Genomic DNA, 21,997 nt, shown 5'->3' with positions numbered 1-21,997 from the left:
ATGACGTCGCCCATCCAAGCTTAAGCATGACCTGCGAGGGGCGGTGTGTCTTGGTGTGAGACGAACTGCGGTGTGGACGTCGGCGAACTGCATCGCCGTATTCGGATGGGCAGGTGCGCTAATGATCTCTGCGCTGTGTAACTGAGAAACAGTCTCTGATGGGATTAACTGCTGACTGGGCCTGACAGCATCTTGATCGTATAGGAGGTTCATGCAAACCCGCATTGAGATGAGCGCTCTCGCTACTCCTAAGGATCAGTTCGCGTACTGGCGTGAGATTGTTTGTGAGACGTGGTTCGGGCTATGGGCCGAGCGAACTGACTCAGGCCCGTTCCACGCAACGATCGAGTTGCACGGGATCGGTGACGTGCAAATGGCCAGGGCCCATCTGCCAGAGCACCGCATGGGCCGCAGCGCGTCTGAGGTCGCCCGTCTTTCACAAACGGCGTATTGCCTGCATTACCTGCACGGAGGAGCGGTGCACGGGGTCTACCAAGGTGTGGAGTACGAAGCTGGTCCTGGCGATCTCTTGCTGTTCGACACGGCTGAACCCTGCGACAGCTTTGTGATTACGCAACCTGTCCAGTCAACCATCCTGCATGTGCCCCGCAACCTTCTTGACAGGCACCTCACTTCCCTGAACCGGACCAAGGTTTGCGTCCATGGGGGTGATGGAATGGGAGCCCTGCTCTCAGGCTATCTGGTGACACTGTCACAGACGATCTCCACCTTGCCGCCAGAGGCGATGAGCAAGGCTGGTTCGATCTTGTGCGATCTAGCCGCGGCGGCCTTCCAGCCGGCGGGATCAATCAGTTCCGATCAGGGTGGAATTCGACAGGCCCGACTTGCGACCGCCCGACAGTTCGTCACGAGCAATCTGGCCGATCCGGAGCTGAGCATCGGCAAGGTTGCGGCCCATCTGAAGGTCTCTGGGCGCTACGTGCAGAAGCTGTTCGAAAGCACCGGGACCACATTTAGCGAGTTGCTCGTGTCGGCGCGGCTAGACGCCTGTCACCAGGCATTGACTGACCTTCGGCAGAGCAGGCGCACCATCGCCGACATTGCATTCAGCAGTGGGTTCAACGATCTCTCCTGGTTCTACCGGTGCTACAAGCAGCGCTGGAGCGAGACACCAGGTGACACCCGAGCACGCACCTGCGGGCCATCCTGAAGCGTCCAGTACCAACAATCTTAAGCCTATGGGATTGCGGCTTGCTAGATTCACATCAAAGTTCTGACGGAGAACATTCCCATCCGAATAGTCAGGGTCAACCATTCACCTTTTTGGGTTCCCAATGAATGTCAGCCCCTGAGTGCGAAAGCAGACCAACAGGGTACCTCTCAGGAGCGCCAACAAGGAACTTTCCGGGCTCATCACATCCAATCCCCGACCGAACTTGCAGGAGCCAGCAGGTGGGGGATGTTCGCGGGCGACCTTGGGTGAACGCGGTCGCACGAGCGGCTGGGGAGCCATAGCCGCCTCTCATTCTCTTGGCCAACAACGGCCTGAAGTGGTAAATTTGGTGGATGGGATCAGGCACGGGAGCAGTGCCATGCGTTATCTCATCTGTGTGGCCTTAGGGCTGGTCCTTTCAACCGGGGCCCGGGCTCAACAGCCCGGATCCGGCCCACCTTCTGTTGTTGGTGAGAAGGTCGATTTTCAGGCTGCTGCTCGGCCTGTCGGAGGGCTCATGGCCCGCAAGATGCGCGAGCGCGGCGAGGAGCCAAAACCCACACCAGGAACTCGCATCGAAGGCTACTTGGCCAAGCCCACGGGCGATGGTCCCTTTTCGGCCGTCGTGGTGCTCCCCGACTGTATCGGTATGACGCCGTTTGTTCGCGAGATGCTCCCGGCGCAACTCGCCTCGTGGGGCTATGTCACCCTTGTGGTTGACAGTTGGACCTCGCGGAATGCACAAGCCGGCTGCTTCCTGAACGGTCAGGAACCTCCTGGTGTGGACCGGATTGCTGACGCTTATGGCGGCCTGTTCTACCTGGCGGGATTGCCAACCGTCCAACGCGACCGAGTAGGCCTTCTCGGGTTTGCGACGGGAGGCGTCTTTGTTCTCACCCTTGCTGAGCCGCAGTCACAATCGAGCGTGGTCAACGATGAGAACCTCGGTTTCAAAGCCGGCCTGGCCTACTATCCCGAATGCACTGCACTCGGACAAGTCCAGAAGGCTGCATTCCCGCTGCTGATCCTGGTAGGGCGGGAAGATCAGCGCACGCGGGCGCAGGGATGCGAGGAGATTGCGCGGCCCGCGAACGGAGACGGCAACTCCATTGAGGTTCAGGTCTATCCTGGGGTGAAGCACGGGTTCGCCGATCCCCGCTGGGGAGCCATCGGTGAGATCCTAGGGTTTGCCGCGGCCTACGATGCAAAGGCAGCCGAGGATGCATTGGGGCGTGCTCACGCATTCTTAGATCGGACTCTCAAGGGAAAGTCGCCCTGACAGCGGCGACGTCCATTGCCGACCAGCAGCGGCACTGATCCGCAGCGCGGAGCCGTGCGCGGGCCAGACATCGAGACGAAGGTCGGGATTGTCTCGTCTGTCCGCTGCTCAGGTTCAATCTCGACGACGGCAACCTGGACGAAGCGCAGGCGGAACGGGAGCTAGGCATGCTGAGCCTACCGCGCCTCATGACCACCCTGATGCTGGCAGTCGGGATGTTGCTCGTGACCAGTGCAGTGGCTCTGGCGGAAATCCGGGTCGATCTCGCCCTGGTGCTGGCGGTGGATGTCTCGTTTTCCATGGAGCCGGATGAGCAGGATCTCCAGCGCCACGGCTTTGCCGAGGCGGTTCAGTCTCCCGAGGTCCATCGGGCGATCCGCCAGGGTGTGCTGGGACGCATCGCCGTGGTCTACGTGGAATGGTCGGGAGCGTTCGATCAGGAGATCATCGTCCCCTGGACCGTCATCGTGTAGTCCGATGATGGCGTGGCCTTTGCAGAGCGGCTGTTGCAGAGCCCGATCCACCGCATGGGCTACACGTCCATTTCAGGGGTTATCGACTTCGGCGTTCGGCAGCTTCGTCAGAGCGGCCTACAAGCGGATCGGCAGGTGATCGCCATCTCGGGTGACGGAGCCAACAACACAGGCCGAACCGTGACCTTGGCGCGCGATGAGGCCCTGGCTCACGGCATCACCATCAATGGCCTGCCAATCATGCTGAAGCAGCCCAATGGCATCTGGGATATCGAAGATCTCGACCTCTACTTCCGCGACTGTGTCATTGGTGGTCCGGGAGCATTTCTGGTTCCAGTGCGGGAGAAGACGCAGTTCACCGAGGCCATCAAGGCCAAGATCATCCGGGAAATCACGGACCAGCGGCAGCCTCGCCCACTCGTCCAGCCAACCCAGGCTGCCGCACCGACGAACTGTTTGGCTGGTGAACTGCGACGGCACCAATCGCTAAGCAGATGATTGACGCAGACATTGTTGACTGCCTGCAATGATGCCACGGACGCAACGCAACCGCGGGCAGCTTGGTTCTAAGTTGGCGTTGTGATCCAACCCTCTCTACGGCCGGTCTCGTGATGTCCTTAACACCGCTCAGCAGGTTAATGCCACGCCAAGGATGTCGGTGCGGGGTCAATCTGTAACGTTGATCGGACCCGATGAAGGTCTGCTCAGTGCGCCAATGCAGAAGATCCTTCGGGTCACGCCGTCATCCCGCGGATGATCCGCACGACGTCGGCCATGCGGTACGGCTTGGGCACGAAGCGCGCGTCCGGCGCCTCGCCGCTGAACTTGGACGGCAAAGCGCCGGAAGAAACCAGGACGCGCACGTCCGGGTACGCCCTTTGCACCAGCCGCGCCAGGTCGAAGCCGTTGAGAGTTCCCGGCATGGGGACGTCGGTGAACACCACGCCGATATCACGCCGGGACTCGAGCAGGGTTGCCGCGTAGTCGGCCGACGGGGCCTCCAGCACCGCGAAGCCCTCGTCCTCGAGTGCGTCCACGGCCATGGCGCGACAAAGGGGTCGTCTTCGACCACGAGGACGAGTGGGAACGCGATACCGGGAGCGGCATGGTGGCATGGGAGGTGGCCTGCCGCCAGGGAAGGTCAAGACACGCTGTCCGTTGGGGATGCCCTCGACAATCCGGACAGGCTGGCCGCCAGCTCGGCCTGCCGGAAGGGCTTGGTCAGCCGCGGCAGGTCGGGGGCTATCCCCTCGTCCTCGGCATAGCCCGAGATGACCAGCACCGGCAACCCAGGCCGCTTGTCCTTCAGGCGGCGCGCCAGATCGACACCGGTCATCCCGGGCATGAGATGGTCGGTGACGACCACGTCGGGCACGAGGCCGGCCTCGACCAGCGCCAGTGCCTCCTCGGCCGAGGCCGTCTCGACCACCGCGTAGCCGAGATCCGACAGCATGTCGGCCGTGCTCGCCCGCACGGCCTCCTCGTCATCCACGATCAAGACCGTTCCTGCGGCCGCCAGGCGTCCGGCATCGGCGGACCTCTCCGACGGCTCTGCCCCCGTGGGCGCCATCGGCAGCCACAGCTCGACGCTCGTGCCGACACCGGGCTTGCTTCGGATCGTCAGCGCCCCGCCGAGCTGGGCGGCCAGCCCGTGCACCATCGACAGCCCGAGCCCCGTGCCCTTGCCGATGCCCTTGGTGGAGAAGAACGGCTCGACCGCGCGCGCGAGCGTCGCCTCATCCATGCCGACGCCCGTGTCCGACACCGACAGCCGCACGTAGCGGCCCAGCGGCAGCTTCGAGCGATGCTGGGTTCCGAGGATCTCGTCCCGCGCCGCAATGGTGAGTTGCCCGCCGTCGGGCATGGCGTCACGCGCGTTCACCGCGAGGTTGAGGATCGCCATCTCGAGCTGGTTCGGATCGCCCTTGACGGGCGGCAGGGCAGGATCGACATCGACCACCACCCTCACCCGCGGGCCCGAGGTGCTGGCCACGAGGTCGGCCATGCCGGCGACGAGTTGCGGCAGGTCGACGGCCATGGGCTGGAGCGGCTGGCGGCGGGCAAAGGCGAGCAGGCGCTGCACCAGGGTCTTGGCCCGCTCGGCCGATTGGAGGGCGCCCTGGATGAGACGCTGCGACCGCTCGTCGGCAACCCGGCGCTGGAGCATGTCGAGGCCGCCGATGATCGGCATGAGCAGGTTGTTGAAGTCATGCGCCACGCCGCCCGTGAGCTGGCCCATGCTCTCCAGCTTCTGGCTCTGCCGCAGCGCCTCCTGCGCCTGCTCCAGCTCGGCCTGGCGCTCCTTCTCGGCCGTCACGTCCCGGCCGCTCGCATAAAACACCTCGCCCTCCGGAACGAGGCTCCAGGCGAACCACCGCCACGAGCCGTCCGCATGGCGCAGCCGGTCCTCGAACCGGGCAATCGCCTCTCCCCGTCGCAGCCGCTCCACGAGGGCCCCGACCGCCGCGTGATCGTCCGGGTGGACCTGCTCCCAGAACGGCATGGCGAGCAGCCTCGCCTCGTCGAAGCCGAGCGTCGCCTCCCAGGCCGGGTTGATCGCCTTGAGGTAGCCGTCGAAGCCCATGACCGCGACCAGGTCGCGCGAGTTGCGCCACACCCGGTCGCGCTCCGCCGTGGTCTCCGCCACCCGCTGCTCCAGCGTCTCGTTGAGCCGGCGCAGCTTCTCCTCGCTTGCCTGGAGCGCGGACTCGATCCGCTTCCGCTCCGTGATGTCGATCGAGGTGCCGATCAGCCCCGTCACCTCTCCGGCCGCGTTCCGGAGCGGCGCCTTCGTCGACAGCCACGTCGCAGGCGTGCCGTCGGGCATCCGCACCTTCTCCTCGACCTGTTCCATGACGCCGCCCTCCATGATGCGGCGGTCGTTGGCCATAATCGCCTCGCCCTGCGCCCGGTCGTCGAGGAACTCGGCATCGGTCCTGCCCAGGTACTCCTCCGGCGGCTTGCCGATCAGCTCGGCGGTGCCGCGGTTGGCCATCAGCATGCGGCCGTCGCGGTCCTTGGCGTAGACCACGCCCGGCACGGCCTCGATGAAGGTGTGCAGCATGGCCATCGCCCGGTCACGCTCGGCCTCGGCCGCCCGCCGCTGCTCGATGTCGATCAGCACGCCCGGGAACCGGAGCGGCGTCCCGTCGGCGCCGAGTTCGACGCGCCCGTTCGCCTCGATCCAGCGGAACGCGCCGTCCTGGTGCCGGACCCGGTACTCGCAACGGTAGTCCCCGCCGCGGCCGAGGGCCTCGGCAACGGCATCGGCAACCCGCGCGCGGTCGTCCGCGTGAATGGAAGCCATCACCTGCCCGATCGGCAGGCCTGCCCGGCAGAGATCGGCATCGAGGCCGAAGGAGCGCGCGAAGCGCTCGTCGGTCGTGAACCGGTCGCCCGGAACGTCCCACACCCAGGTGCCGACGATCGCCCCCGCATCGAGCGCGAGCTGGACCCGCTCGGAGGATGCCCGCAGCCGCGCCTCGATCTGCTTGCGGTCGGTGATGTCCCGGGCCATTCCAAGCAGCCCGATGATTGCACCATGCGGCGCCCGCAAGGGAACCTTCGTGCTCAGGAAGATCCGGCTTTCCCCGCGACCGTGATCAAGAACGCGTTCTTCGACGCTGACCGTCTCGCCGTCCCTGAGGATCCGCTCCTCCTCGCGGTCGTGGAACGCGGCGAGCTCCGGCGGCAGGAGGTCCCGGTTGCGCAGGCCCGCCATCTCCTCGCGCGGGCGGCCGATCACCCGGGCCGCGGCCGAGTTGACAAGCGTCCAGCGCCCGGTCTCGTCCTTGGTCCAAATCGGGTCCGGGGCGGTCTCGATCAGTTGCTCCAGCAGCGTCGCGGTCTGCCTTGCTTCGGCCTCGCTTTTGCGCAGCGCCGCCTCCGCGCGCCGGGTCGCGCCGATGTCGCGGTAGAAGGCGGCCACTCCGCCCGGCACCGGGTAGATGCGCAGCGCCAGCCAGAGGTCATGGCCCGTGGCCGGATCGACGTAGCGGTGGTCGAGCTCGACTGGGACGCGCTCGGTCATCGCGCGGCGGTAGGCCGCCTCGACCGGGGTGCCGACCGAGGCGGGCGCCGCCTCCCAATGGGTTCGCCCGAGGAGTTCGCTCTTAGCGCGGCCGTCGAGCCGCAGCCCCTCGGCGTTGATCTCGGTGATGCGGTACTCCTCGTCGAGGACGATGAAGCCCTCGCTCATGGCCTCGAGCACGCTGGCATAGCGGCCGTTGCTGGCCTCGACGGCCGTCCGGGCCCGATAGGCCTCGGTGACGTCGTGGCCCTCGCAGAAGATGCCGGTGATCCGCCCGCTCTCGTCCCTGACGGGCTCGTAGATGAAGTCGAGGACGACGTCCCTGGCTGGCTCGGACGGGGAGGCTTGCAGCCGGGCCGGGACATGGGTGGCGACGAAGCGCTCTCCCGTCGCGTAGACCTGGTCGAGCCAGTCGTAGAAGCCTTGCTCCCCGATCTCGGGAAAGGCCTCGCGCACGGTCCGGCCGATGAAGTCGCGGTCGCCGAACAGGCGCTTGTAGGCCTGGTTGACGAACTCGAACCTGTGTTCCGGCCCGGCCAGGATGGTGATGAAGCCCGGCGCCTGCTCGAACAGCCGCCGCTGCCGCTCGGTCTCCGACGCGATCCTGCGCTCGGCCAGCACCCGGTCGGTGGTCTCCACCACGATCGCCAGCACGCCTGCGGGCTGCCCGCTCTCGTCGAGCACCGGGCTGTAGTCGAGGTTCATCCACACCGGCTCCGGCACGCCCTCGCGGTGGAGCGTAAGCTCCTGGTCCTTGTAGGACAGCGTGCCGCCGGCCAGCCCCACCCGCATCACGTGGGCGTTGAAGTCGGCCACCTCCGGCCAGCCCTGGAGCACCGGGGAACCCAGAAGCCGCGGATGGCGGCCTCCGGCGAAGACCGTGTAGGCGTCGTTGTAGATCATCACGCCGTCCGGCCCCCACAGGAGAACCATGGGCACGGGCGAGCGCAGCATGATGCCCACCGTCGTCCTGAGGCTCTGCGGCCAGCCGGCGATCGGACCGATGGCCGTTCCGGTCCAGTCATAGGCCGCGATGCGTTCGGCCATCTCGCCGCCGCCCGCGAGGACGTCCGGTCTGCCATTCGGTCCAGGGCTGCCGTGCATCGCGTCCGCTCTCTTCGTGGATGCTTGGGTCGACGGCCGCGGCCCGTCCCCGCCAGGGGCAAGGCGTTGGCCCGACTTCAGGCGAAGGCAATCAGATAGCGTCGGGGCCGGATAGGGTAAAGGTGGCCGTCCGGCGGGCCACGCCTCATGCTTCGGGATCGCCCCGGCGTCGGGAGGATCCTCCACCACGTGACGGGATTCGCCTCACTCTGCTCCTAAGGCCGCGCCATCGACCATGGTTCGGTTCCGCCCTTCGCGCTTGGCGGCGTACAGGGCCCGGTCCGCCCGTCGGAGAAGCGAGCTTCAGTCATCCTTCGGCACGGCCTCGGCAATTCCGGCGCTGAAGGTGTAGCGCAGGCTGATCCCATCCTCGGCCAATCTTATCGGCGGGAGCCCTTGTCGCACCCGCTCGGCGAGCCCCATGCCATCGCCTGCCTTGACGCCGGGGAGGACCAGCAGGAACTCCTCGCCGCCCATGCGGCCGAGCACGTCCTGGCTCCGCACCCGCTCGCGGCAGGTCCCGGCGAAGTGCCGGAGCACGGCGTCGCCGGCCTCGTGCCCGTGCGTGTCGTTGATGGCCTTGAAACGGTCGATGTCGATGACCGCGACGCAGAGACCCGACGTCGAGGCCTCGTTCCCGAAGAGCGCCTCGTCGAGCAGTTCCAGGATGCGGCGGCGGTTCGGCAGGTCGGTGAGCGGATCGGTGCGTGACGCCGCGATGGCCGCCTCGTGCGCCTGGCGCAGGGTTTTCTCGTTGTGCTTCAGCGCGGTGATGTCGGCACCCACGGTCAGCACCCAGCCGTTCGGCAGGGTAGTCTCGTCCATCCAGAACCAGCGTCGTCGACGAGGTCGGTGTCGAACGACTTGCGCGGGACGCTGCGACGGCCCTTGTAGGTCCGCGCGATCAGGGCCTCGACGCCGCCGTCGGCGATCCGTGTCCCAATCCCGTGCCGTGCCCCGTGGCGCAGGAGATCGGCAAACGTGAAGGTTCCCTCGCAGTCTCCGAGAAAGATCTTGCGGTAGGCCCGGTTGGCATACCGGAGGCAGTCCTCGGGATCGTAGACGGCGATCACCTGCCCGCTGTCCGTCAGGGCTTCCACGAGGGATCGGAGGGTTTCGTCGTCGGCGTCTGCAACAGGCGTGGGCATCGGGTCGTCGGATGGCAGGAGCGATGAGTGCGGTTCGGGGGCATGTAGCACGAAGGCGGCTCATAAGGCATGTGCCGGCCCGTGCGGCATTGAGACAGATCAAGCCACACTCGGACGAGCCTTCCCGGGCCGGAGGCCTACGCGACCGGGGTGTCGATCGTGCAGACGATGCCGGAACGAGCGAACTCGATCCGGGCTTCACCGCCCAGGTCCTGTGCCAGGCTGCGCTCGATCAGCCGTGTGCCGAAGCCGCGACGGCCGGGCGGCGCGACCGGCGGGCCGCCGTGCTCCTCCCAGCGCAGCCTGAGGCGGGGCGGCATGCCCCCGCGATCCACCTCCCAGGTGACGCTGACCGTGCCGGAGGCATTCGACAGGGCGCCGTACTTGACGGCGTTGGTGCCCAGTTCGTGCAACGCCATGGCCAGGTCGAGCGCCACCCGCGGCGACAGCCGGAGTTCGGGCCCGCTCACCTGAAAGCGGTCATGCTCCGCGTCGCGGAAGGGCAGCAGTGCCTGGTCAATGATCGCGGGCAGCTCCGCCCCCTCCCACTTCTCACGGGTGAGCACGTCGTGGGCGCGCGACAAGGCGATCATGCGCTGCTCGATCAGGGTCCGCGCCTCGGGCGGGGTGGGCGCGTTGCGCAGCGTCTGCGACACGATCGACTGCACGGTGGCGAGCGTGTTCTTGACCCGATGGTTGAGCTCATTGAGCAGCAGTTGCTGGTACTCGGCCGCGCGGACCCGGTCCGTGACGTCGCTGCCTTCGACGAAGATTCCGGAGACCTGCCCGTCCACGCCGATGATCGGCTGATAGATGAAGTCGACAAAAATTTCCTCGACAGGACGATCCGGCTGCCGCTGGACTTTGGCCGGCATCTGGTGCCCGACGAAGGGCTTTCCGGTCGCATAGACTTCATCGAGCAGTTCGAAGAAGCCCTGCCCTGCGAGTTCGGGCATGGCCTCGCGCACCGGCTTGCCGATCAGGTCGCGCTCGCCGACGGTGCGCCGGTAGGCGTCGTTGACCAGCGCGTAGACGTGGTCCGGTCCCCGCAGGACCGCCATGTAGCCGGGCGCCTGCCGGAACAGCGCGTGCAGATCCGCCAGCTCGGCCCTGAGGGCGTTGCTGGTCCCAGCGTTGTCCATCCTCTCAGTGCGACGTGACATGGATGATCCGATCGCCCTCGTCCGTGACCGCCACGGTCCCGCAGCAGCCTGCCCTGGTTTCATGCAGGAGAACGCCGTGCAGTTCCGCCGCGACCTTATCGCCCCCTTCCGTGTCCCGGACGAACCGTTCCTTGGAGCGGAGGTGGAAGTAGTAGCGGGGCATCGGAATCCCCTGCGATCACGGGACGGGACGGTGAGTGGCTGGAGGCTAAAACCCTGGGATGCCGCCCCTTGTTCGAGGACAGGGCCAAGTTTTGCTGGGAAGGGCGTGATCCATCTCCGGAAACCCTCTCACCCTGGTCGGGCGGCCGGCACGGAACGGGCCCGGACGCTTATGCGACGGGCCCGTGGTGACCCGCAGGTCACACGTCACTGACGGTGTTCCGGATGACCCGGTCAAAAAGGCTCGAATTGTGGAGCCGGGACATGAGCCTCTGGATGGGAAGACATGAGAGGCGGTCTCGGCCCAGGCGGTATGTCGATCTCAGCCTCCCTTTCAGCCGGAGCCGCGGCGGGTGCGCGTCCCAGCCGGGAACGTGAGCGGGGCGGCTTGAGAAAACCCGCAGTGAACGCCACCCCACTTCGATAGTCAGCATGCACCCGACCGGGCGGGGCCGCCCTAACCCATGTGAAACGGGGCCGCGGAAAACCCGGCATTCGCTTTCGCCCCCGGGCAATACGACGTTGCTGGGTAGCGACTGGGCCGCGACCTCCGGCTCAGTGCATCCGCCGCGGCATCGGCCCCATCGGGGCCAGGGCGTGTTCATGGGCTAAGACCGCCGTCAGGAGGCGGAGCCGGCCTTCGGCACTCGCCAAGTCGGCCACTGATCGCCCGTACGTTCCGATTGGAAGCCGCATGGACGGTTCGTGTCGCGGCGGCCGATGGCGGATCCGTGCCAGCAACCCTGTCGCGGGTCGGGATCGGCCCTCAGGCCTTCGCGGCCCCGACGGTGTCGGCCATGGTCGCCCCGCGGCTTCCCATGGGCTGTGGCGGCCCTTCCGTGGAATCTTTTGCCGTCTGGTGCTCCATCTCGGCGTTCAACTCTGCCCCGAGCAGCACGACGATGCTTGAGATCCAGATCCACGTCATGAAGCCGATCACCGCGCCGAGCGAGCCGTAGGTCTCGTTGTAGCTGCCGAAGTTGGCCACGTACCACGAGAACAGCATCGAGCCGACCAGCCACAGCACGGCGGCCACGAGGCCGCCCGGCGTCACCCATTTCCACTCCGCCTTGTCGCGGCTCGGGCCGTAGCGGTAGAGCACCGCCAGCCCCGCAACCACCGCGGCCAGGAGGATCGGCCAGCGGGCGAGCGAGAGCAGCCATTCCATCCCGCTGCCGAGACCGACGAAGTCGAGAACAATCGGCAGCACGACGATGCTGCCCAGGGCCAAGAGGATGAAGCCGATCGCCGCGAGCGTGAACGCCAGCGACTGAAGGTTCAGCCGGATGAAACTCCGCTTCTCCTCCTCGTCGTAGGCGATGTTCAGCGCATCGAAGATGGCCTTCATGCCGGCGTTCGCGCTCCACAATGCTATTGCCAGACCGATGACGAAGCTGAAGCCCAGCGTGCCGCCGCCTTTCGAGGCAATCCGCTTCACCTGATCGCCGATGACCTCGGTCGCCCCGCCCGGCAGCACGCCCGAGAGCGCGTTAAGATGGTCCTGGATCGTGGCAGGGTCGGCGAAGAGGCCGTAGATGGAGACGAGTGCCGCAAGGGCCGGGAAGATGGCCAGCAATGCGTAGTAGGTCACGCCGGCGGCCACCGACATGATGCGGTCCTGGCCGAACTCCTCCCAGGTACGCCACAGGATGTCCTTCCAGCCGAGTGTCGGGATCTGCGTCGGTGTGTCGGCCTCGCGCCCGCGCCTCGTCTCGCTCGCCGCCTGGGGTGGGGCATGCTGCGGGTCGCTCTCCTGGCCGGGCCGTCGGCCACGGGCCGGGGTGGCCCGGCGATCCCTCGCCTCCGCGGGATGTCCCCGCCCATTGGCGACGAGGCGGACCAGTGCCCAGCCGGCGACGATGGCCAGCATGGTGGCCGTTGCGGAGCCTGTCCGGCTCTGTTTCGGATCCTGACGCGGGGGCGTGACGGCCGACATGACGGAAACGGCACCTCCTCGACGATGGACAAGCGACATGCTTGGCTGCTGAGGTAACCGGAACCGTGCGGCGACGGTTCCCGCTCCGCTTCAGGCGGACCGCGGGCCCGATGCCTCCGGCTGCCCGTCCGGGACGTGCCCCGTGCCGCCGCAGGCTTGGCATTGCAGGCCCCCGATCCACCGCCGACGGAGCACCTGTGCCGGACGAGGTCCAGGCCTTCCACTGCCCCTTCCCTACCGCACTTGTTGCACCGCACGGTTCCGGCGCCGTGGCAGGCGGCGCAGGCTCTCGCGACTTCCGGCATGCGCCTCCCCTTCATCGCTGTCCCGGCAGACGGCCTGCCGATCCGGCCTGTCATCCCCCGGATCCGTGCCGTGTCCCGACAGGCCCTGTGGTATACTGCCTTGGTGTCCGCGAGGAGGCCGCCATGGCCCGCTACTTCTTCGATGTCCGGGACGGCATGACCTCCTGCGTGACGACGAGGGCACCGAGTTCGGCAGCGTGGACGCCGCCATGCTGGGGGCGGCACGCTCGGCCGCCGAGATCGGGACGGATCATCTGGCGAAGGGCGATTTCAGCGATGTCGTCATTGAGGTGCGGAATGAGCACGACGATCAGGTCGGCGCGGTCACCGCGTCGATGAGGATTGATCGCCGCAAACCAGCACCTCATGCACCTCATTCACACTTCGCCAGGGAACGAGCGCGACCGGGGAGCGGTTGATTCCCTGACGCACAGCCGCGTCGGTTCTCCCCAGGAGGGAGCCATGGCGATGGACAAAGATCGTGTGAAAGGCGCCGCCACCCGCACGGGCGGCAAGATGAAGCAAGCCGCCGGCGATTTGACCGGCGACACCAAGATGCAGACCGAGGGCAAGATGGACCAAGCCAAGGGCAAGGCCCAGAACGCGATGGGCAGCATCAAGGATACGCTGAAGAAGTAACCGCAGCGCGGTTGCCGCAGCCCCATCCGTCCGATGGGGCTGCCTGTGCTGGCCCGGCTCGGCTGCCATGCGGCGCTCGGGGCTGTTGCGTCGGGCATCCACCATGGCCGACGGCGGGCGCTGGACCCACGCTAGAACCAGCCCCGCCACTTGAACCAGATCAGCGGAATGACGGCGCTGACCAGGATCAGGGCCAGCCCGAACGAATAGCCCCACGCCCAGTCGAGTTCGGGCATGACCTTGAAGTTCATGCCGTAGATGCCGGCAATCAGCGTCGGCGGGATCCCCACCACCGAGGCGATGGTCAGCACCTTGAACAGGTCGTTCTGCTCGATCGTGATGTAGCCCAGCACCGCATCGAGCAGGAACTGCACCTTGCCCGACAGGTGCGCCTCGTACTCGTTGAGAGAGGCCACATCCTTCATCACGGCCCGGAGCCGCACCTTGAACTCCGGCGTGATCCACTCCTCGCCGATGTCATGGGCGAACGAGGCGATCCGGCCCACCCCCAGCATGACGTCGCGCGCCTGCGACACCCGCTCGCCGATGGCCCCGACGGCACTCAAGGTCAGGCGCAAGGTGTTGGTGGACCGGACGGCATGGCTCAGATGGATCGGATTGCCGTGGAAGACCTTGCGGGAGATCCGGTCGAGCTCACCCCGCAGCCCCTCCAGCACGTCGGCCCCGCGGTCGACAATCGCCTCGAGCAGGGCGGTGAACACCCCGACATTGCTGGCCAAGGTCGGATCGTCGTGGATCTGCTGCGCCACCAGATCGAAGGTCACCAGCTTGGCGAAGCGTACCGTCACCAGCACCGTGGGCGACAGGATGAACCCGACCGGGGACAGGAAGGCGTCGGGCGTGTCGCTGTGGGCGAGAATCGGGGTGCTCAGATAGATGATGCCCCGCCTGACCTGGAGCCGGCTCGAGGCCTCGATCTCGCTTAACTCCGCGGCCGAGGGTACCTGGATGTGGGTGCGGCTCTCGACGAAGGCCGTCTCGTCGGCAGTCGGATCGAGCAGGTCGATCCAGATCACCGCCTTCGGCAGGTCGAGGGAGGCGCTCTCGCGCACCGTTCCGGCCTCGTCGCGGTCGATCGTCAGCATGGCGCCGGCCTCAGGCCTTCATGCAGGTATCGCTGATATAGGGCCGCTCCAGATCCGGTCATGAGCATCATCGATCCCGAATGGGGAGGTTGGTCTCAGTGTCCGGTCATCGTGTGCGGAGCGGCGACGGGCTTCGACTCCGGCGAGCCGCGCTCGCGCAGGTAGATGCCGAGCACCAGCAGCACGGCAATCGACAGGAACTCGCTTTGCCAGTTCTGGAAGCTCTCGTACCAGAACTGCGGATCCCCAAGCGTCTCGATCATGGTTTGCGAGGGCTGGTGGTGCTGAACAGCCTCCTCGTTCATTCGGCGCGTGCTCCCCGCCAGATGCAGCCAGAACGAGGCGAGGAACAGCGTGACAAGGGCAAGACTGAGCGAGTGCGAGTAGAGCTTCAGCAGCAGGCCGCCGCGGTGGACAGGCCACGGTGCATCTGGATCGCCGCGATGCGCCGAGGGCGACTCGTCCTCGGGATTGTCCTCGTTCGGCTTCTTGGACTCCGAGGCGCCCTTCTGGAACAGGAAGATGGTGAGCAGCACGTAGGTCGCCATCTGGAGGAATTCGCTTTCCCAGTTCTCGAATGTCGCCGAGATGAAGTGGCCGCTGGTCAGGTACATGAGGAAGCCGATCTCAGGCAACTCGTGTAGGCGGAGCTCCTCGGCGTTGGCCCTCCAACCCGTGAGTGCTTGGCCGATGAAGGAGACCAGGAACAGGGCAAACAAGGTGAGCGACAACCCATTGTCACGCAGGAACCGACGCATCCGCCTGACCTCACACTCTCAACTGCTACGGTCGGGTAACGCGGGACAGGAATGTTGGTTTCCGGAGGGCCAAGTCGCCTGAGCCAGCGCTGTCGCAAGGATGCGGTGGCTTGCCTGTCGAAGCGCGGACATCCGCAGATCACCTTCGACGATCTGCTGCTGGATCCGGGCGACTTGCTCGGCTCGGTCGGGCATGGCTCCGATCCTGCCTTAGCTCGCGCCCATGAGCCACGTATTTCCCGTAACCTTCGGTATGCAAGTGCCGCACCGCGAATGTCGTGGAAAGCCGTTTCGATCAATGGACTCGAGGCTGCGTGACTGACCTGGAAAGGCACCGTTTGAGCGCATTGCGCTCCCTTTGCAAGTACCTCAGTCTCAGCCGACCGCCATCCGGTCAAGGATGGCCTGTCCCAGGAGCGTTCATGACGGTCCACTTGCATGTGTCCATGCCGGAGCCGACGGCCGATCCAAGGCCTGGGGCGCAGCCGCTGCTCCTGGCCATGCTGGAGGAGCGGGCCGAGCGAACGACGGGTGCTCTGGACCCCGAGGTGGCGGACGGCATCCGGCGGTTGCTCTGTCCCTGGCTCACGGACCATCGGCGTTCGCGGGAGCACATGGCCGAACTGCTGGCGATGAGCGGCCGCACCGTCGACCGCCGCCCGAGGCGCCGCGGCACCAGCTACAGGACCCTTGCGAACGAGATTCGGTTTGAGGTGGCCTGTTGTCTGCTCAAGGGCACCGAGATGTCGCTCGGCCAGATTGCGGCGGCTCTTGGCTACTCGGAGGCCAGCGCCTTAAGCCGCGCGTTCCGGGGATGGTCCGGCCAAGCCCCAGGCCTGTGGCGAGCCGCGCATGCGGCCAATGTCCTGTCTATCCTGCCAGCCCGCGCTCACTGCTGCGCCAAGCCGACGGACTCTGGCCCGTCCACCGGCGAAAGGCGCGGCTGAAGGCGCTGAGCTCGGCGTAATTCAGGATCTCGGCGATCTGGCCGAGCGACAGGTTCGACGCGGCGAGCAACAGGCAGGCGAGCTCGCAGCGGACCTCGGTGGTGAGCTGTCGGAACGAACTGCCTTCGGCTGTCAGGTGCCGGCACAGGGTCCGGCGGGACACCGCATAGAAGCTGGCCGCCCTCTCCGCCGAACAGGTATCCTGGATGAGCTCGTGATGGAGCATGCGCCGCAACTCGCCGGCCAGCGATTGGTGGCCACTGTGAGGTTGGGGCAAGCCTGCCCTGCGAGGGGACGGCATTTTCATGGCGTCAGGCTGCGACAAGACGGAGAGACGTGCTTGCTCGAATGGGACAGCCTTTTGACAGTTCGGATAGGAGTGTACCTCAAGAGCCGGGGTCGTCGTGTCCCAGCCCTTCCTGTCGCTCGATTTCCTCCAGGATGATCTGCCGGTGCCACCGCCATTGCTCCAGGGTGTCCTCAAAATTCTGGAGCACCTTTTCGGCTGCGGTCACGTCGTGACCATCCCGGGCCAGTTCCTTGATCAGGAGGATCTGCTCGCTCACGCGCTTCTCGCCTGCGGTGATGTCAGCTTCCGCCTTGACAAGGTCCTCACGTTCTTTCCAAGCATTGGGCATGGTCTGACTTCTGTCCTTGGTCTCGAACAACAGGCCAATGCTGCCGGCGTTCGACGAGGGGCTTGGTTGCGGCCAGCAACTCGCGTGAGTGCTTGACCAGTTCCCAGGAGACTTGGATGAGCGATGTGTCGTCTGGGTTGTCGTCAGGCCTTGGGGACGTCTTCGCCATGACGATGCTCCTGGCGGTGCAGGCGGGAGCACACGTCTCTCTCTGCCACCAGCGCCTATGGTATCGGACCGGCTGGTGATGGTCCCACTATGCGCCGGCTTTCCCCGAAAGTCCAAGCAAAGCACGCTTGTCGCTGAAGTTATGCATGAAACCGCGCCCGCCCTGCGTCAGGCGAGGTTCTCTACCAGGAGCGCGAGGCGCTGGTCGAGGTGAAGTCGGTTGATGCAACCGAGCCCGCGCCGTGAGGTCGGGGTTGCAGGGATGGCGTGCGGCAAATGCGGCCCGGCAGGGCACCCCAATGTGTCCGACCCGGCGGGCATATGGTCATGCATGCGGCATCCCGCCAGCAGGTATTGCCAAGCTTAGAATCCGACACATTTCGTGACTGGTTCGCTCCCGTTCATCTCAGGTACGGTAAAAGCGAAACGAGCGAGCGTACTGCATGAGCAACCCTCCAGGTTTGCTTCTGGCTTTACGCTCCGGTTTCGCCCGAATTGAGGGTTGATCGACTGAGGCGCGGAAGATTCATGGCACGCTGGTGGCAACAGACCCTCATCGCGGTTGCAGGCCTTGCAATTGCCCTTCCCGTGCGCGTTCAACTGGACCTCGGCCACGGTTCGAGCCTGCCCATCCTGAACGGATCCGCCCTCGCCAAGGGTGACGGTGGTGGGAACGGCAACGGTGGCGGGAATGGGAATGGCGATGGCAATGGAAACGGGGGCGGCCGGGGCGACGGCGGCGGACGTGGCAACGGCAATGCTGGCGGCAACGGCAATTCCGATGGCGGCGGACGCGGTGGTGGAAACGGGAACGCTCGCGGTAACGGGAACGGCAGTGGCCCAGCAGGCGGTGCAGGAAACGGCAACGGTGCCAATAACGGCAATGCCAATGGAGGCGGCGCGGGTAGTGGTGCCGGTAACGGAAACGCCGGAGGCAACGGCAACAATGGAGGAGGCCGAGGCGGCGGAAGCGGCAACGCAGGCAATCAGGGGAATGTCGGTGGGAACGGAAATGGCAACAACAACGGGATTGGCAACAGCAATGGCGGCAGAGGCAACTCCAACGCCGGCGGTCTGGGCGGCGGCATAGGCGGCCAGGGGAACGGTCGAGGCAACGGAAACGCAGGCGGCAACGGAAACGGCGCTGGCAACGCGGCCGGTGCGGGCAAGGGCAACACCAATGCCGGTGGCACCAGCGGCACGGCCAGCTCCGGCAACAACGGGAATGCCAATCCCGGCAAGGGAGCGGGTGCGGCCGCGGGCCCCAGCGGCAGCAAGGGCAATTCAGGAGCTAGCACGCCGAGTGCCGCAACCGCATCGAGCGGCACGAGCCAACGGACCCAAGCCGGCACGGGCACGGCTCCGGCGAGCCGAAGCAAGGCTGCGGCATCTCCTCAGCCACCCAGCCGAGCCAAGGCTGCCGCTCAGGTGCAGGCGGCAAAGACCGCACCTGCGGTTACAGCCCGGCTCAACCGTGCCGTGCCTGTGGCCGACGAGATCGACCGCCGTCCCAAGCCGCGGCGATCCACGCGCTCCATCGTGGCCTCGGGCCTATCCCCGGCCGACCTGGCCCGGCTAACCGCGCAGGGCTTCCGGATCGAGAGCCGGACCCAGGGCAGCCTCACGGCTCGCGTGATCAGGCTCCAGGTGCCAAGCGGTGTCCCGGTCGCGCAGGCCCGGCAACAGGTCCGTCTCGTCGATGCCCAGGCCTTGGTCGACTTCGACCAGTTCTACTATCTCGATGAGGGCAGCCCGGCCTGCACCGGCGTCGAGTGCAAGTCTCCCTCGCTGGTGAACTGGGCCTCCCTTGTGAAGTGGTCAGCATCAAATACCTCTCAATGCGGCTCCGCTCCTCTCATCGGGGTGATCGATACGGGGATCAATGTCGAGCACGCCGCCCTGAAGGGTCAGGCGATCGAGATCGTGCCCCAACCCACCCGCCGCGCTACCGCCTCGTTGCAGGATCATGGCACAGCCGTTGCGGCTCTCCTCGTCGGCCGGCCGGGAAGCCAAACCCCTGGCTTGGTGCCGGACGCACGGCTCGTTGCCGTGGACGCCTTTTATCGCGACGGCGGCACCGCTGACCGGACGGACGTGACGTCGCTGGTCACAGCGATCGAAGCCTTGGCAGAGCATGGGGTGCGGGTGATCAACATGAGCCTGTCGGGTCCGGCGAACGAGGTTCTTCAGAAGGCCATTGCCGCCGCCCAGGCGAAGGGCATCGTCTTCGTCGCGGCGGCCGGCAACAATGGTGCCGGTGCCGAGCCGTCCTATCCCGCCGCCTATCCAGGTGTCGTGGCCGTCACGGCCGTCGATCAGGAATTGAACGTGTACCGACGGGCGACGCACGGCCCGTACATTGATCTGTCCGCACCCGGCGTGAATGTCTGGACGGCCTCGGCCCAGGGGACCGGCTCCCTCAAGTCGGGCACGTCCTATGCCGTGCCGTTCGTGTCCGCTGCCACAGGAATCCTGCTGGCCTCGCGTCCCGATCTCGACATGTCAGCAATGCGGGCCCGGCTGGAGACGGCCACCCTCGATCTGGGCGAGCCCGGGCGGGATCCCGTCTTCGGCTTCGGCCTCATCCAAATGGCCAGCCTGTGTGAGCCGTCAGCGGATCCTCCAGCGATTGCAACCGCTCCGAGGACCCGACCTGCGGTGCCCTACACGGGGCTACGCGTCGATGTGCCCTGACTTACACCTGTCCAGCCGCTCCGGATCTGGTCCTGCGACCGTGCATTGCGCTTCGATGTCGGCAGACGTGGGTGGGCGACCTTCTCGCGAGAGCTGCGGCGTCATCATCCTAACGGTGCGCTGGAGCAGCTCGGCATCCGTCATCTGCCGGATCGGGCGCACGTCACAGTGCCCCATGCCCCGGATCCTCTTCAGGAGGGTTGGGCCGATGGCCGGAGTTGCAAGCCATCGGGGATCCGCGACCCCATCGTCAGAAATCGGTCAACCTTTCACCTTCCAGCCGGCCAATGAACGTCGCCTCATGACCACTGAAGCGGACCAAGCGCTTACGTCTCGGGCGTGCCAAAAAGTGATCCTCCGCGTTAGCGGCCTTCACAATAGGCTGTTGATTGAGCTGACGACCAAGGCTTCGTTCGTGCAGCCAGCCACCATCACAGGGCTGTATTGGTCAGGCCTCTCCGTTTCGTGCCTGATGATAGGCCACGAGAGCGTTGGCATGTCCTTGGCCCATTTCGTGTTGTGACTTAAGGGCAGCAACCATTTCCATGTGCTTCTTGCCCTTCATGGCATCCAGAACGTTCATCCAATGGCTGATCGGATGGCCGTACTTCTTCTCGATGGAAGGGAAATATGAAGCGGGACCTTTGACTTGGTTTCCTTGAGTCATCTGACGGACGCTTTACCAACCCAGTGTGAATGCGAGGGCTCAAAAATCATGGAGGATTCGCTGACGTCAAGCGACAGACAGACGTGGTTCTGTGCACAAACTCTGTAAGCCCGGCTAACTGAACTCGGTTTGGTCATTTGAGAAAATTGCTGGCGCGCGAGGAATGTCTGTTGTCCCCTCCGTCCGCAGACATTCGCTTTACTTCGCAAATGTGCCGAAAGCGACATTCCTGAGTTTATTTCCGGCCCTTCGGACCTGGAACAACGGACGCATGATGAGACGCAAAAGTGTGGCATCGAGACCGCCCACACTCCAGACTGGCTTTAGAAAAGCCCCTGCATCGCAACCCAGGCCAGGACTGGATACAGAGCGATCCCTATGATGTTGCCGATGACGCTCCCCGCACGGACGGCCGGATCGTTGGTGGGCTCATCGCCGAGCAATCTGTCGAACATTTATAACCTCCTTGGGGTGAACCTGGCTCTCTTACCCGCTTCAGGGCATTGTTCAACATCCCAAATGCTTCCAGGCCATAGACCGAGATCACGTTCCGGCTATGTAAGACGGTCATAAGGCGCCTCGTTGCCGCCGACCTCACATCGCGGGAGACCTGATCGTGACCGAAACGACCCGACGCCAAGCCCTTCTCATCAGCGCCACCCTTCTGGCCGGCACAGCCTTCGGCCTTACGCCTGCTCTCGCTCAGACCTTCCCGGCCCGTCCAATCACCATGGTGGTGCCTTTCGCAGCCGGCGGCTCCACGGACGTGGTCGCCCGCATCATCGCCCAGAAGATGTCTGAGGGGCTGGGACAGCAGGTGATCGTCGAGAACGTCGCCGGGGCGGGCGGCAGCACCGGGGCGGCCCGCGTCGCCAAGGCCGAGCCCGACGGCTACACGATCCTGATGGGCACGGTGGCTACGCATGCGCTCAATCCGCTCATGCTCAAGCGCAAGCCCTACGATGCGGTGACGGACTTCACGCCGATCTCTTTGCTCGTGGTCGTACCGAACGTGCTGGTGGTGCATCCCAGCCTGCCGGCCAAGACCGTGCCGGAGCTGATCGCGCTCCTCAAGGCTGATCCGTCCAAGTACAACTACGCCTCATCCGGTGTCGGCACCCCGCTGCACCTGTCAGGCGAGCTTTTCAAAACCATGGCCAAGGTCAACATGCAGCACATTGCCTACCGCGGCGCCGGCCCGGCCCTGAACGATGTGGTAGCCGGCCAAGTGCCCATTATGTTCGACAACCTTCCCTCATCCTCCGAGTTCATTCGCGCGGGCACGCTGCGCGGCATTGCCGTGACCACCAAGGAACGGGCCCCGTCCTTCCCGGACATGCCGACCATCGCCGAGGGCGGGCTTTCCGGCTATGAGACCTATACCTGGAATGCCCTGTTTGCCCCGCCCAAGACCCCGAAGGAGATCGTCGATCGGTTGAATGCCGAGGCGCTCAAGGCTGTGAAGGACCCGGCCGTGCAGGAGCGGCTGAAGACCTTCAGTGCCACGGTGGTCGGATCGACCCCGGAGGCCCTTGGCGAGCACGTCAAGGCGGAGATCGCCAAGTGGACCCCGGTCGTGAAGGAAGCTGGTGTTCAGATCGACTGA

The 21,997-nt window shown here is 65.5% G+C and carries 21 protein-coding genes and 1 pseudogene; 9 read left to right on the top strand and 13 right to left on the bottom strand.

Translation table 11 applies throughout. The features are described 5' to 3' along the window. The first annotated feature begins 211 nt into the window (after positions 1-211). The 3 genes and pseudogenes from U0023_RS30760 (at position 212) to U0023_RS30750 (ending at position 3,424) form a co-directional block, all read left to right on the top strand. A complete protein-coding gene (locus U0023_RS30760; RefSeq protein WP_009488922.1) occupies positions 212-1,171 on the top strand; it encodes a helix-turn-helix domain-containing protein in 960 nt (319 codons plus the stop codon). Positions 1,172-1,691: 520 nt separating this feature from the next. Beyond that, a complete protein-coding gene (locus U0023_RS30755) occupies positions 1,692-2,453 on the top strand; it encodes a dienelactone hydrolase family protein (RefSeq protein ID WP_009488918.1) in 762 nt (253 codons plus the stop codon). A gap of 167 nt (positions 2,454-2,620) precedes the next feature. Further along, positions 2,621-3,424: pseudogene (locus U0023_RS30750) on the top strand (DUF1194 domain-containing protein). Between the two features lie 236 nt (positions 3,425-3,660). Here U0023_RS30750 and U0023_RS30745 read toward each other — a convergent pair. From U0023_RS30745 to U0023_RS30715, 7 genes are all read right to left on the bottom strand, one after another. Beyond that, positions 3,661-3,969, bottom strand: a complete 309-nt coding sequence (locus U0023_RS30745; protein ID WP_009488912.1) for a response regulator — start codon at positions 3,967-3,969, stop codon at positions 3,661-3,663. A 98-nt stretch (positions 3,970-4,067) separates the two neighbouring features. Beyond that, complete coding sequence (locus U0023_RS30740) at positions 4,068-8,060, bottom strand: PAS domain-containing protein (protein WP_009488910.1); 3,993 nt, start codon at positions 8,058-8,060, stop codon at positions 4,068-4,070. Positions 8,061-8,363: 303 nt separating this feature from the next. Further along, on the bottom strand, positions 8,364-8,885 hold the full coding sequence (locus U0023_RS30735; RefSeq protein WP_009488908.1) for a GGDEF domain-containing protein: 522 nt from the start codon (positions 8,883-8,885) through the stop codon (positions 8,364-8,366). Next, on the bottom strand, positions 8,849-9,208 hold the full coding sequence (locus U0023_RS30730; RefSeq protein ID WP_009488905.1) for a hypothetical protein: 360 nt from the start codon (positions 9,206-9,208) through the stop codon (positions 8,849-8,851). Before U0023_RS30730 ends, U0023_RS30735 begins: the two co-directional genes overlap by 37 nt. Before the next feature lie 137 nt (positions 9,209-9,345). Then, a complete protein-coding gene (locus U0023_RS30725; RefSeq protein WP_052600410.1) occupies positions 9,346-10,350 on the bottom strand; it encodes a sensor histidine kinase in 1,005 nt (334 codons plus the stop codon). A gap of 4 nt (positions 10,351-10,354) precedes the next feature. Then, on the bottom strand, positions 10,355-10,534 hold the full coding sequence (locus tag U0023_RS30720; protein WP_009488901.1) for a hypothetical protein: 180 nt from the start codon (positions 10,532-10,534) through the stop codon (positions 10,355-10,357). A gap of 765 nt (positions 10,535-11,299) precedes the next feature. Further along, positions 11,300-12,469 carry a YihY/virulence factor BrkB family protein gene (locus U0023_RS30715; RefSeq protein ID WP_009488899.1) on the bottom strand — a complete coding sequence of 390 codons (1,170 nt, stop codon included), beginning with the start codon at positions 12,467-12,469 and terminating at the stop codon, positions 11,300-11,302. A gap of 514 nt (positions 12,470-12,983) precedes the next feature. Between U0023_RS30715 and U0023_RS35800 the strand changes: the two genes are divergently transcribed. Then, a complete protein-coding gene (locus U0023_RS35800; protein ID WP_407667467.1) occupies positions 12,984-13,193 on the top strand; it encodes a hypothetical protein in 210 nt (69 codons plus the stop codon). A 43-nt stretch (positions 13,194-13,236) separates the two neighbouring features. After that, entirely contained in the window at positions 13,237-13,413 is a 177-nt protein-coding gene (locus tag U0023_RS30705) for a CsbD family protein (RefSeq protein ID WP_009488895.1), read from the top strand. Positions 13,414-13,544: 131 nt separating this feature from the next. Here U0023_RS30705 and U0023_RS30700 read toward each other — a convergent pair whose 3' ends face one another. Both U0023_RS30700 and U0023_RS30695 read right to left on the bottom strand, forming a co-directional pair. Then, a complete protein-coding gene (locus U0023_RS30700) occupies positions 13,545-14,519 on the bottom strand; it encodes a magnesium transporter CorA family protein (protein ID WP_009488893.1) in 975 nt (324 codons plus the stop codon). Positions 14,520-14,614: 95 nt separating this feature from the next. Next, entirely contained in the window at positions 14,615-15,277 is a 663-nt protein-coding gene (locus U0023_RS30695; protein ID WP_009488891.1) for a DUF6766 family protein, read from the bottom strand. A 422-nt stretch (positions 15,278-15,699) separates the two neighbouring features. On the opposite strand from U0023_RS30695, the gene U0023_RS30690 reads away from it, so the two are divergent. Continuing rightward, positions 15,700-16,224, top strand: coding sequence for a helix-turn-helix domain-containing protein (locus tag U0023_RS30690; RefSeq protein WP_009488889.1), 525 nt, complete (start codon positions 15,700-15,702; stop codon positions 16,222-16,224). Here U0023_RS30690 and U0023_RS30685 read toward each other — a convergent pair. Both U0023_RS30685 and U0023_RS30680 read right to left on the bottom strand, forming a co-directional pair. Beyond that, positions 16,148-16,450 carry a helix-turn-helix domain-containing protein gene (locus U0023_RS30685; RefSeq protein WP_009488887.1) on the bottom strand — a complete coding sequence of 101 codons (303 nt, stop codon included), beginning with the start codon at positions 16,448-16,450 and terminating at the stop codon, positions 16,148-16,150. The two genes, U0023_RS30690 and U0023_RS30685, sit on opposite strands and share 77 nt — an antisense overlap. Positions 16,451-16,610: 160 nt before the next feature. After that, positions 16,611-16,862, bottom strand: coding sequence for a hypothetical protein (locus U0023_RS30680; protein ID WP_009488885.1), 252 nt, complete (start codon positions 16,860-16,862; stop codon positions 16,611-16,613). Between the two features lie 116 nt (positions 16,863-16,978). On the opposite strand from U0023_RS30680, the gene U0023_RS30675 reads away from it, so the two are divergent. After that, entirely contained in the window at positions 16,979-17,110 is a 132-nt protein-coding gene (locus U0023_RS30675; protein ID WP_280940638.1) for a hypothetical protein, read from the top strand. Between the two features lie 448 nt (positions 17,111-17,558). Continuing rightward, the gene (locus U0023_RS30670) at positions 17,559-19,724 is read left to right on the top strand and encodes a S8 family serine peptidase (RefSeq protein ID WP_009488881.1); all 2,166 of its coding nucleotides are present in this window, start codon (positions 17,559-17,561) and stop codon (positions 19,722-19,724) included. Positions 19,725-20,172: 448 nt separating this feature from the next. Here U0023_RS30670 and U0023_RS30665 read toward each other — a convergent pair whose 3' ends face one another. Together U0023_RS30665 and U0023_RS30660 are read right to left on the bottom strand one after the other, a co-directional pair. After that, positions 20,173-20,391: a DUF4287 domain-containing protein gene (locus tag U0023_RS30665; protein ID WP_009488875.1), complete on the bottom strand. Its 219-nt coding sequence runs from the start codon at positions 20,389-20,391 to the stop codon at positions 20,173-20,175. Positions 20,392-20,714: 323 nt separating this feature from the next. Continuing rightward, positions 20,715-20,846, bottom strand: a complete 132-nt coding sequence (locus U0023_RS30660; RefSeq protein WP_009488873.1) for a hypothetical protein — start codon at positions 20,844-20,846, stop codon at positions 20,715-20,717. A 155-nt stretch (positions 20,847-21,001) separates the two neighbouring features. On the opposite strand from U0023_RS30660, the gene U0023_RS30655 reads away from it, so the two are divergent. After that, positions 21,002-21,997, top strand: coding sequence for a Bug family tripartite tricarboxylate transporter substrate binding protein (locus U0023_RS30655; RefSeq protein WP_040637797.1), 996 nt, complete (start codon positions 21,002-21,004; stop codon positions 21,995-21,997).

This window comes from Microvirga lotononidis (assembly GCF_034627025.1).
In the GTDB taxonomy this organism is placed as follows: Bacteria; Pseudomonadota; Alphaproteobacteria; order Rhizobiales; family Beijerinckiaceae; genus Microvirga; species Microvirga lotononidis.
This window is presented reverse-complemented; position numbering and strand designations above follow the sequence as displayed.

Bases quoted from the DNA above. Each gene is read 5' to 3' on its own strand.
- U0023_RS30745 (WP_009488912.1), bottom strand. From the start codon at position 3,969: ATGGCCGTGGACGCACTCGAGGACGAGGGCTTCGCGGTGCTGGAGGCC.
- U0023_RS30660 (WP_009488873.1), bottom strand. From the start codon at position 20,846: ATGTTCGACAGATTGCTCGGCGATGAGCCCACCAACGATCCGGCCGTC.
- U0023_RS30690 (WP_009488889.1), top strand. From the start codon at position 15,700: ATGACGGTCCACTTGCATGTGTCCATGCCGGAGCCGACGGCCGATCCA.
- U0023_RS30755 (WP_009488918.1), top strand. From the start codon at position 1,692: ATGGCCCGCAAGATGCGCGAGCGCGGCGAGGAGCCAAAACCCACACCA.
- U0023_RS35800 (WP_407667467.1), top strand. From the start codon at position 12,984: ATGCTGGGGGCGGCACGCTCGGCCGCCGAGATCGGGACGGATCATCTG.
- U0023_RS30760 (WP_009488922.1), top strand. From the start codon at position 212: ATGCAAACCCGCATTGAGATGAGCGCTCTCGCTACTCCTAAGGATCAG.
- U0023_RS30740 (WP_009488910.1), bottom strand. From the start codon at position 8,060: ATGCACGGCAGCCCTGGACCGAATGGCAGACCGGACGTCCTCGCGGGC.
- U0023_RS30695 (WP_009488891.1), bottom strand. From the start codon at position 15,277: ATGCGTCGGTTCCTGCGTGACAATGGGTTGTCGCTCACCTTGTTTGCC.
- U0023_RS30670 (WP_009488881.1), top strand. From the start codon at position 17,559: ATGGCACGCTGGTGGCAACAGACCCTCATCGCGGTTGCAGGCCTTGCA.
- U0023_RS30735 (WP_009488908.1), bottom strand. From the start codon at position 8,885: ATGGACGAGACTACCCTGCCGAACGGCTGGGTGCTGACCGTGGGTGCC.
- U0023_RS30705 (WP_009488895.1), top strand. From the start codon at position 13,237: ATGGCGATGGACAAAGATCGTGTGAAAGGCGCCGCCACCCGCACGGGC.
- U0023_RS30720 (WP_009488901.1), bottom strand. From the start codon at position 10,534: ATGCCCCGCTACTACTTCCACCTCCGCTCCAAGGAACGGTTCGTCCGG.
- U0023_RS30715 (WP_009488899.1), bottom strand. From the start codon at position 12,469: ATGTCGGCCGTCACGCCCCCGCGTCAGGATCCGAAACAGAGCCGGACA.
- U0023_RS30730 (WP_009488905.1), bottom strand. From the start codon at position 9,208: ATGCCCACGCCTGTTGCAGACGCCGACGACGAAACCCTCCGATCCCTC.
- U0023_RS30680 (WP_009488885.1), bottom strand. From the start codon at position 16,862: ATGCCCAATGCTTGGAAAGAACGTGAGGACCTTGTCAAGGCGGAAGCT.
- U0023_RS30700 (WP_009488893.1), bottom strand. From the start codon at position 14,519: ATGCTGACGATCGACCGCGACGAGGCCGGAACGGTGCGCGAGAGCGCC.
- U0023_RS30675 (WP_280940638.1), top strand. From the start codon at position 16,979: ATGAGCGATGTGTCGTCTGGGTTGTCGTCAGGCCTTGGGGACGTCTTC.
- U0023_RS30725 (WP_052600410.1), bottom strand. From the start codon at position 10,350: ATGGACAACGCTGGGACCAGCAACGCCCTCAGGGCCGAGCTGGCGGAT.
- U0023_RS30685 (WP_009488887.1), bottom strand. From the start codon at position 16,450: ATGCTCCATCACGAGCTCATCCAGGATACCTGTTCGGCGGAGAGGGCG.
- U0023_RS30665 (WP_009488875.1), bottom strand. From the start codon at position 20,391: ATGACTCAAGGAAACCAAGTCAAAGGTCCCGCTTCATATTTCCCTTCC.